At 61.7% G+C, this 12,954-nt stretch carries 15 protein-coding genes; 1 reads left to right on the top strand and 14 read right to left on the bottom strand.

The window, feature by feature from the left end; translation table 11 throughout:
- Position 1 precedes the first annotated feature (1 nt).
- The 7 genes from phnN to phnC all read right to left on the bottom strand — a co-directional run bounded on the left by phnN (position 2) and on the right by phnC (position 6,808).
- Positions 2-601 carry a phosphonate metabolism protein/1,5-bisphosphokinase (PRPP-forming) PhnN gene (gene phnN / locus AC1DPR_RS04070; protein ID WP_018855256.1) on the bottom strand — a complete coding sequence of 200 codons (600 nt, stop codon included), beginning with the start codon at positions 599-601 and terminating at the stop codon, positions 2-4.
- A complete protein-coding gene (locus tag AC1DPR_RS04065; protein ID WP_018855257.1) occupies positions 598-1,737 on the bottom strand; it encodes an alpha-D-ribose 1-methylphosphonate 5-triphosphate diphosphatase in 1,140 nt (379 codons plus the stop codon). Before AC1DPR_RS04065 ends, phnN begins: the two co-directional genes overlap by 4 nt.
- A gap of 13 nt (positions 1,738-1,750) precedes the next feature.
- Positions 1,751-2,446 (bottom strand): DUF1045 domain-containing protein, encoded by a 696-nt coding sequence (locus AC1DPR_RS04060; RefSeq protein ID WP_477815785.1) that lies wholly within the window; start codon positions 2,444-2,446, stop codon positions 1,751-1,753.
- Between the two features lie 131 nt (positions 2,447-2,577).
- Positions 2,578-3,918 carry a phosphonate ABC transporter, permease protein PhnE gene (gene phnE, locus AC1DPR_RS04055; protein ID WP_018855259.1) on the bottom strand — a complete coding sequence of 447 codons (1,341 nt, stop codon included), beginning with the start codon at positions 3,916-3,918 and terminating at the stop codon, positions 2,578-2,580.
- Positions 3,919-3,926: 8 nt separating this feature from the next.
- Positions 3,927-4,898 (bottom strand): phosphonate ABC transporter, permease protein PhnE, encoded by a 972-nt coding sequence (gene phnE, locus AC1DPR_RS04050; RefSeq protein WP_113470507.1) that lies wholly within the window; start codon positions 4,896-4,898, stop codon positions 3,927-3,929.
- 70 nt (positions 4,899-4,968) lie between these two features.
- Positions 4,969-5,874 (bottom strand): phosphonate ABC transporter substrate-binding protein, encoded by a 906-nt coding sequence (gene phnD / locus AC1DPR_RS04045; protein WP_018855261.1) that lies wholly within the window; start codon positions 5,872-5,874, stop codon positions 4,969-4,971.
- 88 nt (positions 5,875-5,962) lie between these two features.
- Positions 5,963-6,808 (bottom strand): phosphonate ABC transporter ATP-binding protein, encoded by an 846-nt coding sequence (gene phnC / locus AC1DPR_RS04040; RefSeq protein ID WP_018116733.1) that lies wholly within the window; start codon positions 6,806-6,808, stop codon positions 5,963-5,965.
- Positions 6,809-7,070: 262 nt separating this feature from the next.
- Here phnC and AC1DPR_RS04035 point away from each other — a divergent pair, with 262 nt between their 5' ends.
- Positions 7,071-7,283 carry a hypothetical protein gene (locus tag AC1DPR_RS04035; protein ID WP_016552344.1) on the top strand — a complete coding sequence of 71 codons (213 nt, stop codon included), beginning with the start codon at positions 7,071-7,073 and terminating at the stop codon, positions 7,281-7,283.
- Positions 7,284-7,436: 153 nt separating this feature from the next.
- Here the strand turns inward: AC1DPR_RS04035 and AC1DPR_RS04030 are convergent, their stop codons facing one another.
- The 7 genes from AC1DPR_RS04030 to AC1DPR_RS04000 all read right to left on the bottom strand — a co-directional run bounded on the left by AC1DPR_RS04030 (position 7,437) and on the right by AC1DPR_RS04000 (position 12,953).
- Entirely contained in the window at positions 7,437-7,967 is a 531-nt protein-coding gene (locus tag AC1DPR_RS04030; RefSeq protein WP_113470506.1) for a ribonuclease H family protein, read from the bottom strand.
- A 78-nt stretch (positions 7,968-8,045) separates the two neighbouring features.
- Positions 8,046-8,447 (bottom strand): hypothetical protein, encoded by a 402-nt coding sequence (locus AC1DPR_RS04025; protein ID WP_018116731.1) that lies wholly within the window; start codon positions 8,445-8,447, stop codon positions 8,046-8,048.
- Positions 8,448-8,803: 356 nt separating this feature from the next.
- Complete coding sequence (locus AC1DPR_RS04020) at positions 8,804-9,421, bottom strand: DapH/DapD/GlmU-related protein (protein ID WP_018855263.1); 618 nt, start codon at positions 9,419-9,421, stop codon at positions 8,804-8,806.
- Entirely contained in the window at positions 9,418-10,128 is a 711-nt protein-coding gene (gene phnL / locus AC1DPR_RS04015; protein ID WP_018855264.1) for a phosphonate C-P lyase system protein PhnL, read from the bottom strand. Before phnL ends, AC1DPR_RS04020 begins: the two co-directional genes overlap by 4 nt.
- A gap of 64 nt (positions 10,129-10,192) precedes the next feature.
- Complete coding sequence (gene phnK / locus AC1DPR_RS04010) at positions 10,193-10,969, bottom strand: phosphonate C-P lyase system protein PhnK (RefSeq protein WP_018855265.1); 777 nt, start codon at positions 10,967-10,969, stop codon at positions 10,193-10,195.
- Entirely contained in the window at positions 10,966-11,847 is an 882-nt protein-coding gene (locus AC1DPR_RS04005) for an alpha-D-ribose 1-methylphosphonate 5-phosphate C-P-lyase PhnJ (RefSeq protein WP_018855266.1), read from the bottom strand. Before AC1DPR_RS04005 ends, phnK begins: the two co-directional genes overlap by 4 nt.
- Entirely contained in the window at positions 11,844-12,953 is a 1,110-nt protein-coding gene (locus AC1DPR_RS04000; RefSeq protein WP_018855267.1) for a carbon-phosphorus lyase complex subunit, read from the bottom strand. Before AC1DPR_RS04000 ends, AC1DPR_RS04005 begins: the two co-directional genes overlap by 4 nt.
- Between the last annotated feature and the right edge of the window lies 1 nt (position 12,954).

The raw sequence follows: 12,954 nt of genomic DNA, 5'->3' as shown, positions 1-12,954 counted from the left end.
CCTAAGCCACTTCGGTGAGGAAGCGGTTCAGCGCATCCACGATCCTGCGCTCGCCGTCTTCAAGCGAGCCGCTGTTATCGACGTCGGTCACGTCGTAGTCGCCACGCACCGTCAGCGGGCCGCGGGCGAGCCGCGCCATGATGTCTTCATGCGTCTCGCGACCGCGCGCCTCGAGTCGGCTTGCCAGAACCTCGGCAGTCGCCGTCACATTGATGACCTTGAGCCGCGGGAAAACAGCCTTGAAATGGTGAAGCGCCGAGCGCGAGCCATTGGCGATGACCAGATTTCCCTGCGCGAGCGACACCGACACTTCAGCTGGAATGCCATATTTCAAGCCGTGCGCTTCCCACCAGACCGCGAAGCTCCCGGCCTGCTCCATCGACGCAAAGCCCTGGTCGGACACGGCGAGATGCTGCTCGCCGCCGGCATGGGTGTGGCGAGTAATGACGCGTCGGACGAAATGCACCTCAGGACGACCCCGAAAGTGCTTGGCGGCGAGCGCCATCAGCGTGTCCTTGCCGGCGCCACTCGGGCCGACGACGACGACCATGATGCCGTGCTCGGTACCTGGAACGATGTGAGGTTCGTGCGACGGGTTCATGCGACACGGCGCCCTTCACGCCAAACAGCACGGGTGACCGGCACGCCGTGATCACGGAAAACGCGGACGAGATCGGCGCGCAGGCCAGTGGCGATGCGGCCGCGGTCGTTGAGGCTAACCGTGCGAGCTGGCGTCGCGGTGACCATGGCGATCGCCTTCGGCAGCGAAATGCTCTCCACCTCGTCGGCAATCAGGAAGGGTGCGTAGAGCAGGCTGAGCGGGACGTAATCAGAGGACAGAACGTCGAGCACGCCGCGTTCGGCGAGATCGCGGGCGGCGATATTGCCGGAATGCGACTTGCCGCGCACGATGTTCGGGGCGCCCATCAGCACGCTCATGCCATGCTCGTGCGACGCCTTGGCGGCGTCGAAGCTGGTCGGGAATTCGGCGAGGCGTACGCCGTTCTCGATGGCTTCGTCGACATGGGCGAGCGTCGCGTCGTCGTGGCTGGCGACGGTGATGCCGCGCTCGGCGCAGACCTTGGAAATGGCCGTGCGGTGCGGCGTGGAATTGCGGTCAGATTCGGACACGCGACGATCAACGAACTTGGCGAACTCCGCATCGGAGAGACCGCGCTTCTTCTGGTAGTAGAAGATGTACTGGTCCATCGTCTGGAACTGCCGCTGGCCGGGCGCGTGGTCCATCAGCGAGACAAGACGGACATAGGGATCGTTCTCGAAATCGGCGAAGTGCTGCAGCACGTTGTCGGCGGAGACCTCGCAGCGCAGGTGAAGCAGGTGCTCTGCACGCAGGCGGCCCTCCTGCTCGGCCTTCTGGATCGCATCGGCCATTTCGCGCATCTCGCCATGTTCGAAGCCGCCGTCCTCGTCGGCGCCCATGCGCAGGCAGTCGAAAACCGTGGTGATGCCTGAGGTGACGATCTGTGCGTCGTGCGCCTGGATTGCCGCCGTCTTGTGCCAACGCAGGCCGGGGCGCGGCGAATAGTGACCTTCCAGATGGTCGGTGTGCAGTTCGACGAGACCCGGGATCAGATAATCGCCTTCGAAATCCTCACCGACGCGGGAACTGCCCGTCGAGATATCGGCGATCTTGCCATCGCGGACGAGGACCGATCCTTCAACGATCTCATTCTCGAGAACGATGCGGGCATTTGAGAAGACTGTTTCTTTGGTCATCGAATATGGTCTTTCAATTTTTAGCGCCGGCGAGCGGCCACCAGGAATGGGCTTTGAACGGCGCGCCCCGCGCCTCCTCGACGAAAACGGCAAGGCCGCTAATGAGGAGCGGGCGGCCGATAAAGGCGGCGAAACGCTCCGCCAGAATGGCCTTCATCACGCCTGCACGCTCCTGCGGCACCTGGCCGGTCAGCGTCATGTGGAACCCGAAATCATCCATCACATAGGGATAGCCCCAGCGCAACAGATTGGCCCTCTGGCTTTCGCTCAGTTTCTCCGGGTTGCGGCGCGCTATATCCGCATCCGACAACGCGGCGCGAAACGGTTCGAAGGATTTTACCACCGTGGCGGCGAAATCCTGAAGCGGCGGATGCAGAAAAGCGGGCACCAGCGCAAAGAATTTACCCAACTGCCCAAGCACCAGCTCGGGAATGTCGAAGGCGGACGTGCGGGCGGCGAAATCCTCGACCACCTGGATCAGGTCCTTTTCGGTGACGGAGGCGGCCAGATGGAACGGTGCCTTGATCGTCGCGTGGAAAGCGTAGCGGCGAGGATCGGCTGTCAGTTCGAACTGCTCGGCGGCTGGCAGGTCCGGACAATCGGGAGCCGGATAAATTTCACCGGTGAAGGCATCGCGGCCGAGCCAGAGCGCGGCCGTGCCGTTCAAGGGGTCATCCTTCGGCGGTGTGAAATAGAGTGCGTAGCGCAAGGCTCGTATCCTGGGAATCGCTCGGAGTGCGGTCGCAGTCTTCAGTGATTTGACCACGACCGCAAGCTGGCTTCCGGCTAAAAGATTTCCGTGACAGAATGATGATGGTCCTGAACGATCCCGCGCTTTTTTCAGTAGGCCTTGGTCCCCATCAGACGGTGACGCAGGGCGTTCGACGCCATGTCGAACAGGAACACGACGATCAGGATCAGCAGCACCATGTAGGCGACGTTTTCCCAGTTCGCGTTGGTGCGCATCGCTTCCCACAGCTTGAGACCGATGCCGCCAGCGCCAACCGCGCCGATGATCGTTGCGCCGCGTACGTTCGATTCCCACTGGTAGAGCGTCTGGCTGACGAAGACCGGGACGATCTGCGGGATGATGCCGTAGCGATGGGTGAGCACGGTGGAGGCACCGGTCGACTTGATGCCCTCGCGCGGCTTGTTGTCGACGTTTTCCAGACCCTCGGAATAGAGCTTGCCGAGCGTGCCCGTTTCCGTGAGGAAAATCGCGCCGGAGCCGGCCAAGGGACCGGGACCGAAGGCGCGGGTCAGAAAGAGCGCCCAGATCAACATGTCGACCGAGCGCAGGAAATCAAAGAACCGCTTCAGGACCTGGTTCAGGACCTTGTTCGGGGTGATATTGCGCGCAGCCAGAAAGGCCAGCGGGAAAGCAAGCAACGCGCCGAGCAGCGTTCCCAAAAAGGCCATCACGATGGTCTGGAACAGCTTGGTCCAGACGTCGCCGTGCTGCCAGGCGCTGTTGTGCCAGATATTATCGAAGGCAAGCGACAGGTTGGACTGGCCGGGCTTCAGGTCCGGACCCGAAACGATCAGGCTGATAACCTCGGTCGCCGGCTTGTCGAAGAACGGCGACTGCGTGTCGAAGACGAAATTCGCCCAACCGAGGAAGCGCTTGCGGACTTTCACGCGATCGACCGAGATGCTGACATCGCCGGCAAATCCGAGATCGGCAAGGACGTTGTCATCGTAGACCGTCATCCAGGCAGGGACCGGGCCGACGACCTTCGGGGCGCCGCTGGAGACGTCCACCGGCACGCTGATGCCATGAGCCGTGAGAACCGTTTCCTTGCTGGAGATCGTGACTGTGCGGCTTGTGCCCATGACGGAGGCTGTGACGCTGCCATCGGGATTGTTCACAACCCAGTCGGGATGCGGATCGTCGCCGAGCGGCGAGAAGCGCGGATACTTGACCGTGATGCCATCATCACCGATGCGGAACTCCGGCTGCACGTCATAGCTGACCCACTGGCTGAGATAGAGGCCGACGCGCTCCCAGTGAGCTTCGGCAAGCAGCTTCGGCAGGTCGAAGAACCAGGTCGCGTAAAGCGCATAGACGAGAGTCGCGATCACGATCATCAGGCCGCCGAAGCGCTGCTTGAAGGACCGCTTGAAATATTCCGGATAGCGCTGCTCGATCTCGTGCATCCGGTTGGCGTCGATCACCGTCATGGCGGACCTCAATGCTGCAAAAGGAAGGCGTGCTCGCCGACGAGGCGGCGGCGCAGCCATGCGGAGAACTGGTCGACCGCAACGATTGTGATGAAAAGCAGGAGAACGAGCGCCATCGTCTTGGCGCCGAATCCACGCGAGATGGAGAGCTTCAGCTCCTCGCCGATACCGCCGCCGCCGACGGCACCGATGATGGTGGAGGCGCGGACGTTGATCTCGAGGCGCAGCAGTGCGTAGGAGACGAAGTTCGGCATGACCTGCGGCATCGCGGCGAAGCGGACGCGCTCCGACCAGCTGGCACCGACGGCTTTCATGCCTTCATCCGGCTTCATGTCGATGTTTTCGACGACCTCATAGAAGAGTTTACCGAGCGCCCCGATAGTGTGCAGGCTGACCGCGATGATCGCGGCAACCGGACCGATCGATAGGATGGCCGAAAACAGGCCGGCGATGACGATCTCGGGGAAGGCACGCAGGAATTCCGTCAGACGCTTGGCGACGATGCGCAGCGGATTGGATGGTGCCAGATTGCGGGCCACGAGAAAGCTCAGCGGCACGGCGAAGATGAAGCCGATGAGAGTCGAGACCAGCGCGACGTTGATCGTGATGATCATCAAATGGAAATATTCGGGAATATAGAAATCGCCCCAGACATAGACGCGACCCTCGGCGAAATTGTACTCCTCGCCGGTCTTCTGGATCGGGCTTGCGACATCGAACAGGGCGCGCCAGACGTCATTCCAATCCTTGGGAATGAGCCAGCTCAGAAAATCGAAGAGATGCGGCAGGCGTTCGAAGAAATGGCCGGCATTGCTTTCGTCTGCGAACCGTACCGAGGCGACAAAGGCAGCCAGCAGGATCACCAGCCCGAGACCGGTATAGAGGCGACGGCGGGCCACCATCTTGCTCCAGGCGTCACCGATTTCACTTGCGCTTTGCTGGACGGCGGGCGCTTGGGCGTTGGGATCGGCAAAAGTCATGAAGGGTGTCCGCTTTCTTCGCAGGAAAAAGGGCGGCTTGTGACGGCCGCCCTCCAACTGTCAGGATCGATCAACCGCCGATGGCAGCCTTACGAGCGTCGATGATGGCGTTGTAGAAGTCAGCCTGAACCTTGGTGTAGCCCTGGTAGTCGCCGCCTTCGATGGCTGCGAAGCACTTGGCATCCTTTTCCGGGAGCTTCATGAAGAAGTCGGTGAGCTTGGCCTGCCAATCAGCGCCGAGTTCGTTGCGAACGACGAGCGGGCCGTTCGGGATCAGCGGCGAACGCCAGACTTCAACCAGCTTGTTCGGGTCTACGGTGCCCTTGTCGACGGCCTTGCGGAAGGTGCCGGAGGTGTAGCCGTCCTTGAAATCGCCGATGCCCGAGGAGTCATCAACAGCGATGTCGACCTTGCCGTCGTAAGCGGCGAGAAGGTTGTTCTCGTGGCCGCCGTTGAACTGCGTGGACGCGAAGTACTGGTCGTTCGGCATGCCAGTGTCCTTCGGGATCTGCGTCAGCGGGATCAGGTAGCCCGAGGTGGAGTCCGGATCGGCGTAGCCGAGCTTCTTGCCCTTTGCGTCCTTGATGTCCTTGATGCCGGAGGACTTCAGGGCGAGACCGATCGAGTGGTAGCCCGTCGAGCCGTCCTTCTGAACCGTCGTCAGGATCGGCGTAACGGCCTTGTCGTCCTTGATGGCGATGGCGGCGTAGCCGGAAGCGCCGAGCTCCGCGAAGTCGAGCGTGCCGCCGAGCAGACCCTGGATAACGCCGTCATAGTCAGCAGCCGGGAAGAGCGAAACCTTCTCGAAGCCGAACTCGGTCTTCAGGTGGTCAGCCAGGCAAGCGTAGTTGCGCAGGCGGTCGGCTTCGTTTTCGCCGCCGAGGATGCCGACGCGGAATTCCTTGAGGTCTGCGGCATGCGAGACGCCGGCAAGCGCAAACAGCGCCGTCGCGGCAAAGAGTGCTTTCTTCAACATGGTACTCTCCTGATTGACCGGTGTCCCCGGCGATCTCTGGTTAGAAGAAGGTGCCCATAACGCGGGCTTACGATCGAGGCCGCCCCTCTCAGAGACCGGCCAGCGCCAGCGGTTGCAAGCCGGCGGATTGATTGGCGGCAACGGCCGCGGGAATGTTGATCGAGGTCGAGGTCATCGTCTCGTCGATGCTGGCGCCATCCTTGTCGGTGCCGTAGATCTGCTTGACGGCATCGGCGGTCAATTCGGAAGGCCTGCCATCGAACACGACGCGGCCAGCGGCCATCCCGACGATGCGTTCGCAATAGTTGCGGGCCGTATCGAGCGTATGAAGGTTGGTGATGACGGTGATGCCTTCGCGCTCGTTGATATCGCGCAGCGCGTCCATGACAATCTTCGCATTGAGCGGGTCGAGCGAGGCGATCGGCTCGTCGGCGAGCACCATCTTCGGGTTCTGCATCAGGGCGCGGGCAATCGCCACGCGCTGCTGCTGGCCGCCCGACAGAGTGCCGGCCATCTGCAAAGCCGTCTGCTCGATGCCGAGACGCTCAAGGGCAGCGATGGCGTGGATGCGCTCTTCGCGGCTAAAAAGACCGAGCAGGCTCATCGTGGTCGAACGATGGTTGAGACGACCGAGCATGACGTTGGTCAGAACGTCGAGACGCGGAACGAGATTGAACTGCTGGAAGATCATCGCGCAATCGCGCTGCCAGTTGCGCAGCGCCTGGCCACGGAGACTGGAAACCTCGACGCCGGCGAAATGGATCGAGCCCGACGTCGGCTCCTGCAGACGGTTGATCATGCGCAGAAGCGTGGACTTACCGGCGCCGGAACGGCCGATAATGCCGACCATCTGGCCCTGAGGAATGTCGAGCGTCACGGAATCAACAGCTGTCTTCTTTCCGAAACGGCGGGTGACATTCTTCAGTTCGAACATCATGCTCTTCCTCATAGTCCAGATGCGATATGAGGGAGTGCATTAGTCCCGGTTCATGAAGCTCCAATGTCAGTTTTATGTAAGGACTGTCATAATCGAGTTTTGGGGGATAACGAAGCCCGGCCGGTTTGCCTGAAGATAAGAGCCTGCCGGTCGGCGTCTCGCCTCGCGATTTCAACCCCCGGCCTGTCGCCATTGACGGTTGACCGGACCGCCAGTCGATGGCAGGCAATCCGGGACCCGACGATAGTGGAGTAAAGCGATGGACCAGACACTCTTCAAAAGCCTGTGCAAAGACGGGAAGTTCAAAGAGGCCCTCGCTCTCGCCATCCGCGGACACGAGGACGAGAAGTTCACGCCCAGCCGCTTTTCCATGGACAAGAAGACCGGACTGCCGATCTTCTACCGCGGCAACAAGCGCGTCGAACCTGACGAGACCGGTGAATGGCAGCTGGCGAAGAACCCATGGGCGTGAGGGCCGAAGCCAAGAGTTGATTGCGGCAACGGCGACGGCGGCGCGTGCAGCCACCTGGCCTCAAGGCGTTACGGACAGCTGCGAGCGATGGTTACGTGCCGGCGGCGCCTATCGGAACCTCACTTCCGCGCGCGGGCCGACTTGGGTCAACTTTCATCGGATACCCTTGCCACGCAGTGACAGGCGGCCGCGCTCGGCGAGTTCATCCGCGCGCTCGTTGCCGGCAAGGCCCGAATGACCCTTGCACCAGGCGATCGTCAGCAGGCGATTGCGCGAGAGTTGAGCGTCTATCGCCTTCCAAAAATCCGGATTTGCGATGGTGCGGCTTCGGACCTTCGCGTTGGCGCTTATCTTCTTCCAGCCGTTGTTCTTCCAGATGTGGCGCCAGTGATTGCAGCCTTTGACGGCGTAAACGGAGTCGGACCAGACGACGGCTGTTTCCCCCGCTGCATTGCTGTTGATCCACGCCACCGCTTCGAGCAGCGCGACCAGTTCGGTCGCATTGCTGGCGGTGTCCCTGACGCAGCCAAAACCGGAGGCGACTTCGGCATCGTCGCGAAAGACCACAAATGCCCAGCCGCCCTCCCCTGAATCGGGTTCGTAACAACCGTCGGCGAAGACGTGGAGATCGTGCCTGGAGCCAATATTTTCAGCAAGGAGAATAGTGTCGGTGTTGTCGGTCATTTGCGCCTTGTGACATCCATCCGCGAGGACCGATCGCGGGAGGCTCGGTCTTATACCGAACCACCAGGAACGCCAGACCTATTCGGCAGCCGCCAGAAACACCGTGTTCTCTGAAGAAGACGCAAGGGCGCGAACCTTGGCTTCCGTCTTGGCGATCAACCGGTAGAACTCGTCCTGCGCGTCGACATCGAGCTGGATGACGGCATTTACGTCGTCCGGCGTATCGCAGACGCAGGCGACCGCCGATATCGGACAGATACCACCCGGATAGCGCTTGCCGGTTCCCGTGTAGGCGCGGCGGCCCCAATGCTCGGAATAGACCGTTTCCTCACGATCAAGCTCCAGGATCGTGCCCTTGCAGGCGGTCACGATCGCAGCCTTGCCGTAGGCGAACCAATGATAGTTGAGCTTGCGCAGAATATACTTACCAGTGATATCTTCGCCGGCCAATTCCGCCGGATCTTCAATCATTCTGATCATGATGACTTCCTCAAGATCAGTCTAATATCCATGAAGTAGGTTTACGAGACAAGTCGGAAAAGGGTAGCTTTTGTAAAGACTTAGTCACAATGTGTTTCCGATTCTTACAGGAATTGGCATTCACGCAAGCTCATCCACGCCCAAGACGCGTGGTTATCCTTGCGGCAAACAGGGGTCGTCTCCTGTTCTTTCTTAGCAGAGACAGGCGCGACTATTGTGACAATGGGGTGAGCCGATGCTTCGTCGGCTGCAAAGTTTTAGGCACCCAGGCGTGCCGCGAGCAACGGCGGTCGGCCGGCCGATTTTGGGCCGGTCAAGCTCCGGGCAGAATGAGCGCCCCAGTCTGGGGCGCCCGATCATGCTTCGTAGCGGGCGAGGAAATCTTCGGCGCTCAGCGCGCGGAAATCGGCCAGCGCGACCCGCAGGCGGTCGTGCTCCCAATCCCACCAGGCGAGCTTGTCCATCCGTTCGCCGACCTCCTTCGGGAAGCGTTCGCGGATCAGCCTGGCGGGGACGCCGCCGACGATGGTGTAAGGGGCAACATCCTTGGAGACGACGGCACCGGCGCCGATGACCGCGCCATTGCCGACCGTAACACCGGGCAGGATGGTCACACCGTGGCCGATCCAGACGTCATGCCCGATGACGACGCGGTTGGAGCGACGCCATTCGAAGAAATCGGTCTCCATATCGGCATCCGGCCAATAGTCGGCGGCGCGATAGGTGAAGTGGTGCAGCGTTGCGCGCCAGGTCGGGTGGTTGGTGGCGTTGATGCGCACCGAGGCGGCGATGTTGACGAACTTGCCGATCGTCGCGCACCAGATGGCGCCGTCCTGCATGACATAGGAATAGTCGCCGAACTCGACTTCCTCGATGCGGCAACGCTCCGAGACCTCCGTGAAGCGGCCGAAGGTGGCGTTCTTCACGGATGCCGTTTCATTGAAATAGGGCTCGAGGCCAATCCTGCGGCTCATGCGGCGATTGCCTTTCGCGGCGAGAACTTCTGAACGTCGATAATGCGGTCGGCGACGGCCTCGCGCACTTCCTCATCGTGGAAGATGCCGAGAAGGGCGACCCCCGCCTTCTTCTTTTCCTCGATCATGCCGACGACGACGGCGCGGTTCCTGGCGTCGAGCGAGGCCGTCGGCTCGTCGAGGAGCAGGACGGTATGCTCGGTGATGAAGCCGCGGGCGATGTTGACGCGCTGCTGCTCGCCGCCGGAGAAAGTGGCGGGCGGGAGCTGCCAGAGCGCTTCCGGCAGGTTCAGCTTCGAGAGAAGGTTTGCCGCCTTCTCCCGCGCCGTTTCCGCCTTCTCGCCGCGGGCGACCAGCGGCTCGGCAACAACGTCAATCGCCGCGACACGCGGCACTGTTCGCAGGAACTGGCTGACATAGCCGAGTGTGTGGCGACGAACGTCGATGATCGTGCGCGGGTCAGCGGTCGCCAGATCGACGATCTTGTCATGATGCTTGATGAGGATCTGGCCGCTATCGACGGCATAGTTGCCATAGGTCATCTTCAGGAGCGAGCTCTTGCCGATGCCCGAAGGGCCGCCGAGGACCACGCATTCCCCGGATGCGACGGAAAAGGATACGTCCGAAACGACCGGCAGCTTGATGCCGTCGCGCAGGTGCATGGTGAAGCTCTTGACGACTTCAGAAACAACGAGTGGCGTTGCCATGATTTCTTTCCTTAGTTTCGCTTGCCACGGACACCTGTAGCCGGAGTCCGAACAGCATTCGCGATCAGACCTGCAGGATGGAGGAAACGAGGAGCTGCGTGTATGGCTCGCGCGGATCGTCGAGGACGCGATCGGTCAGCCCCTGCTCGATGACATGGCCATCCTTCATCACCATCATGCGGTGCGACAGCAGGCGCGCGACGGCGAGGTCGTGGGTGACGATGATCGCGGCAAGGCCTAGATCGTTGACGAGACCACGCACGAGATCGAGCAAGCGTGCCTGCACCGACACGTCGAGGCCGCCGGTCGGCTCGTCCATGAACACCAGACGCGGGCCGGTCACCAGATTGCGGGCGATCTGCAGACGCTGGCGCATGCCGCCGGAGAAGGCGCGCGGCTGGTCATCGATACGGCCTTCGTCGATCTCGACGCGCTGCAGCCAGTCGATAGCTGTGGAGCGGATGTTGCCGTAGTGGCGGTCGCCGATCGCCATCAGGCGTTCGCCGACATTGGCACCCGCAGACACCGTCATGCGCAGACCGTCAGCCGGATTCTGATGCACGAAACCCCAGTCCGTGCGCATCAGGAAGCGGCGCTCGGCCTCGTTCATGCGGTAGAGGTCGCGATAGGCGCCGTCGCGCATGTGGTATTCGACGCTGCCGGCGGTCGGCATCAACCGCGTCGAGATGCAATTGAGCAGCGTCGTCTTGCCTGAGCCGGATTCACCGACGATGGCGAGCACTTCGCCGGGCCAGAGCTCGAAGGAGACCTTCCGGCAGCCGATACGGTTGCCGTAGAACTTCGAGACGTCGTTGACTTTGAGAAGCGGGGTGTCGCTCATTCGGCGGCCTCCTGATTGGGTGCCAACATCTCGCCGGCATGCCCATGGGCGCGGCGATCTTCGCAATGGTCAGTGTCGGAGCAGACGAACATGCGCCCGCCCTTGTCATCGAGGATGACCTCGTCGAGATAGACCTCTTCCGCGCCGCAGAGCGCACAGGGCTTGCCGAAGCGCTGGATCTCGAAGGGATAGTCGTCGAAATCGAGGCTGACGACTTCGGTATAGGGCGGAACGGCATAGATACGCTTCTCGCGCCCTGCCCCGAAGAGCTGCAGCGCCTCCGACATGTGCATTTTCGGATTGTCGAACTTCGGCGTCGGCGACGGGTCCATGACGTAGCGGCCGGCGACCTTGACCGGATAGGCATAGGTCTTGGAGATGCGGCCGTTATGCGCGATGTCCTCATAGAGCTTCACATGCATGAGACCGTATTCCTCAAGCGCGTGCATCTTGCGGGTTTCGGTCTCGCGCGGCTCGAGGAAGCGCAGCGGTTCCGGGATCGGAACCTGGTAGACCAGCACCTGGTTGGCGGCGAGCTTTTCTTCCGGGATACGGTGGCGGGTCTGGATGATCGTTGCATCCTTGGTATGCGTCGTCACTGCGACGCTTGCGACCTTCTGGAAGAAGGCGCGGATCGAGACGGCGTTGGTCGTATCGTCGGCGCCCTGGTCGATGACCTTCAGCACGTCATCCGGCCCGACGATCGAGGCCGTGACCTGCACGCCGCCGGTGCCCCAGCCGTACGGCATTGGCATTTCGCGCGAGGCGAAGGGTACCTGGTAGCCGGGGATGGCGATCGCCTTCAAGATCGCGCGGCGGATCATGCGCTTCGTCTGTTCGTCGAGGTAAGCGAAATTGTAGCTGGCTAGATCGGTCATTCCGCAGCCTCCTTGATCGTGTCATCGCCGCCGATGCGGTTGGCTTCGAATTCGTTGCGCATGCGGCGAACCAAATCGAGTTCCGCCTGGAAGTCGACGTAGTGGGGCAACTTCAGGTGTTCGACGAAGCCGGTCGACTGCACATTGTCGGCATGCGAGATGACGAATTCCTCGTCCTGTGCCGGAGCCGTGATGTCCTCGCCGAGTTCTTCGGCGCGCAGCGCACGATCGACGAGCGACATGGACATCGCCTTGCGCTCGCTCTGGCCGAAGACCAGGCCATAGCCGCGGGTAAACTGCGGTGGCGCCTTGGACGAACCCTTGAACTGGTTAACCATCTGGCACTCCGTCACCTGGATGGTGCCGAGCGAGACGGCGAAGCCGAGTTCGGGAACGTCGAATTCGACGTCGACCTCACCGATGCGGATCTCGCCGGTGAACGGATGGTTGCGGCCGTAACCGCGCTGCGTGGAATAACCGAGCGCCAGCAGGAAACCTTCGTCGCCACGGGCGAGCGCCTGAAGGCGCAGATCGCGCGTCATCGGGAATTCCATCGGCTCGCGGGTCAGGTCGCCGATCTCGTGATCCTCGGGCATTTCGCCATCGCCCTCGATCAGGCCTTCCTGCGCCAGGATTTCCGAAACGCGCATGACGCGGCCGGTTTCTGCCTCGCGAAGCGTCGGTTCTTCGACGGCTTCGTCGGTCAGTAGCGAAGGGTCGAGAAGGCGATGCGTGTAGTCGAAGGTCGGGCCGAGCAGCTGGCCGCCGGGCAGATCCTTGTAGGTGGCGGAGACGCGACGCTCGATCTTCATGCGGGCGGTGTCAACAGGCTTGCTATAGCCGAAGCGCGGTAGCGTCGTGCGATAGGCGCGAAGCAGGAAGATCGCTTCGATCATGTCGCCGCGCGACTGGCGGACGGCAAGCGCTGCAAGCGTGCGATCGTAGAGCGAGGCTTCGGCCATGACACGGTCGACGGCCAGCGCCAGCTGCGCCACGATCTGGTCGATACCGATAGCCGGCAACGAACGGTCGCCGCGACGGCGATCCGCCAGCAGGCGATGGGCGTTGGCAATGGCGGCCTCGCCCCCTTTGACAGCAACATACATG

The sequence above is a fragment of the Rhizobium sp. 01T417 genome, assembly GCF_056398905.1.
The sequence above is the reverse complement of the archived record's forward strand: the minus strand, read 5'-3'. Positions and strand labels throughout refer to the sequence as shown.

What these genes read in the sequence shown, in the direction of transcription:
- phnN (WP_018855256.1), bottom strand. Translation starts at nt 601, where the DNA reads ATGAACCCGTCGCACGAACCTCACATCGTTCCAGGTACCGAGCACGGC.
- AC1DPR_RS04065 (WP_018855257.1), bottom strand. Translation starts at nt 1,737, where the DNA reads ATGACCAAAGAAACAGTCTTCTCAAATGCCCGCATCGTTCTCGAGAAT.
- phnE (WP_018855259.1), bottom strand. Translation starts at nt 3,918, where the DNA reads ATGACGGTGATCGACGCCAACCGGATGCACGAGATCGAGCAGCGCTAT.
- phnE (WP_113470507.1), bottom strand. Translation starts at nt 4,898, where the DNA reads ATGACTTTTGCCGATCCCAACGCCCAAGCGCCCGCCGTCCAGCAAAGC.
- phnD (WP_018855261.1), bottom strand. Translation starts at nt 5,874, where the DNA reads ATGTTGAAGAAAGCACTCTTTGCCGCGACGGCGCTGTTTGCGCTTGCC.
- phnC (WP_018116733.1), bottom strand. Translation starts at nt 6,808, where the DNA reads ATGTTCGAACTGAAGAATGTCACCCGCCGTTTCGGAAAGAAGACAGCT.
- AC1DPR_RS04035 (WP_016552344.1), top strand. Translation starts at nt 7,071, where the DNA reads ATGGACCAGACACTCTTCAAAAGCCTGTGCAAAGACGGGAAGTTCAAA.
- AC1DPR_RS04030 (WP_113470506.1), bottom strand. Translation starts at nt 7,967, where the DNA reads ATGACCGACAACACCGACACTATTCTCCTTGCTGAAAATATTGGCTCC.
- AC1DPR_RS04025 (WP_018116731.1), bottom strand. Translation starts at nt 8,447, where the DNA reads ATGATCAGAATGATTGAAGATCCGGCGGAATTGGCCGGCGAAGATATC.
- AC1DPR_RS04020 (WP_018855263.1), bottom strand. Translation starts at nt 9,421, where the DNA reads ATGAGCCGCAGGATTGGCCTCGAGCCCTATTTCAATGAAACGGCATCC.
- phnL (WP_018855264.1), bottom strand. Translation starts at nt 10,128, where the DNA reads ATGGCAACGCCACTCGTTGTTTCTGAAGTCGTCAAGAGCTTCACCATG.
- phnK (WP_018855265.1), bottom strand. Translation starts at nt 10,969, where the DNA reads ATGAGCGACACCCCGCTTCTCAAAGTCAACGACGTCTCGAAGTTCTAC.
- AC1DPR_RS04005 (WP_018855266.1), bottom strand. Translation starts at nt 11,847, where the DNA reads ATGACCGATCTAGCCAGCTACAATTTCGCTTACCTCGACGAACAGACG.
- AC1DPR_RS04000 (WP_018855267.1), bottom strand. Translation starts at nt 12,953, where the DNA reads ATGTATGTTGCTGTCAAAGGGGGCGAGGCCGCCATTGCCAACGCCCAT.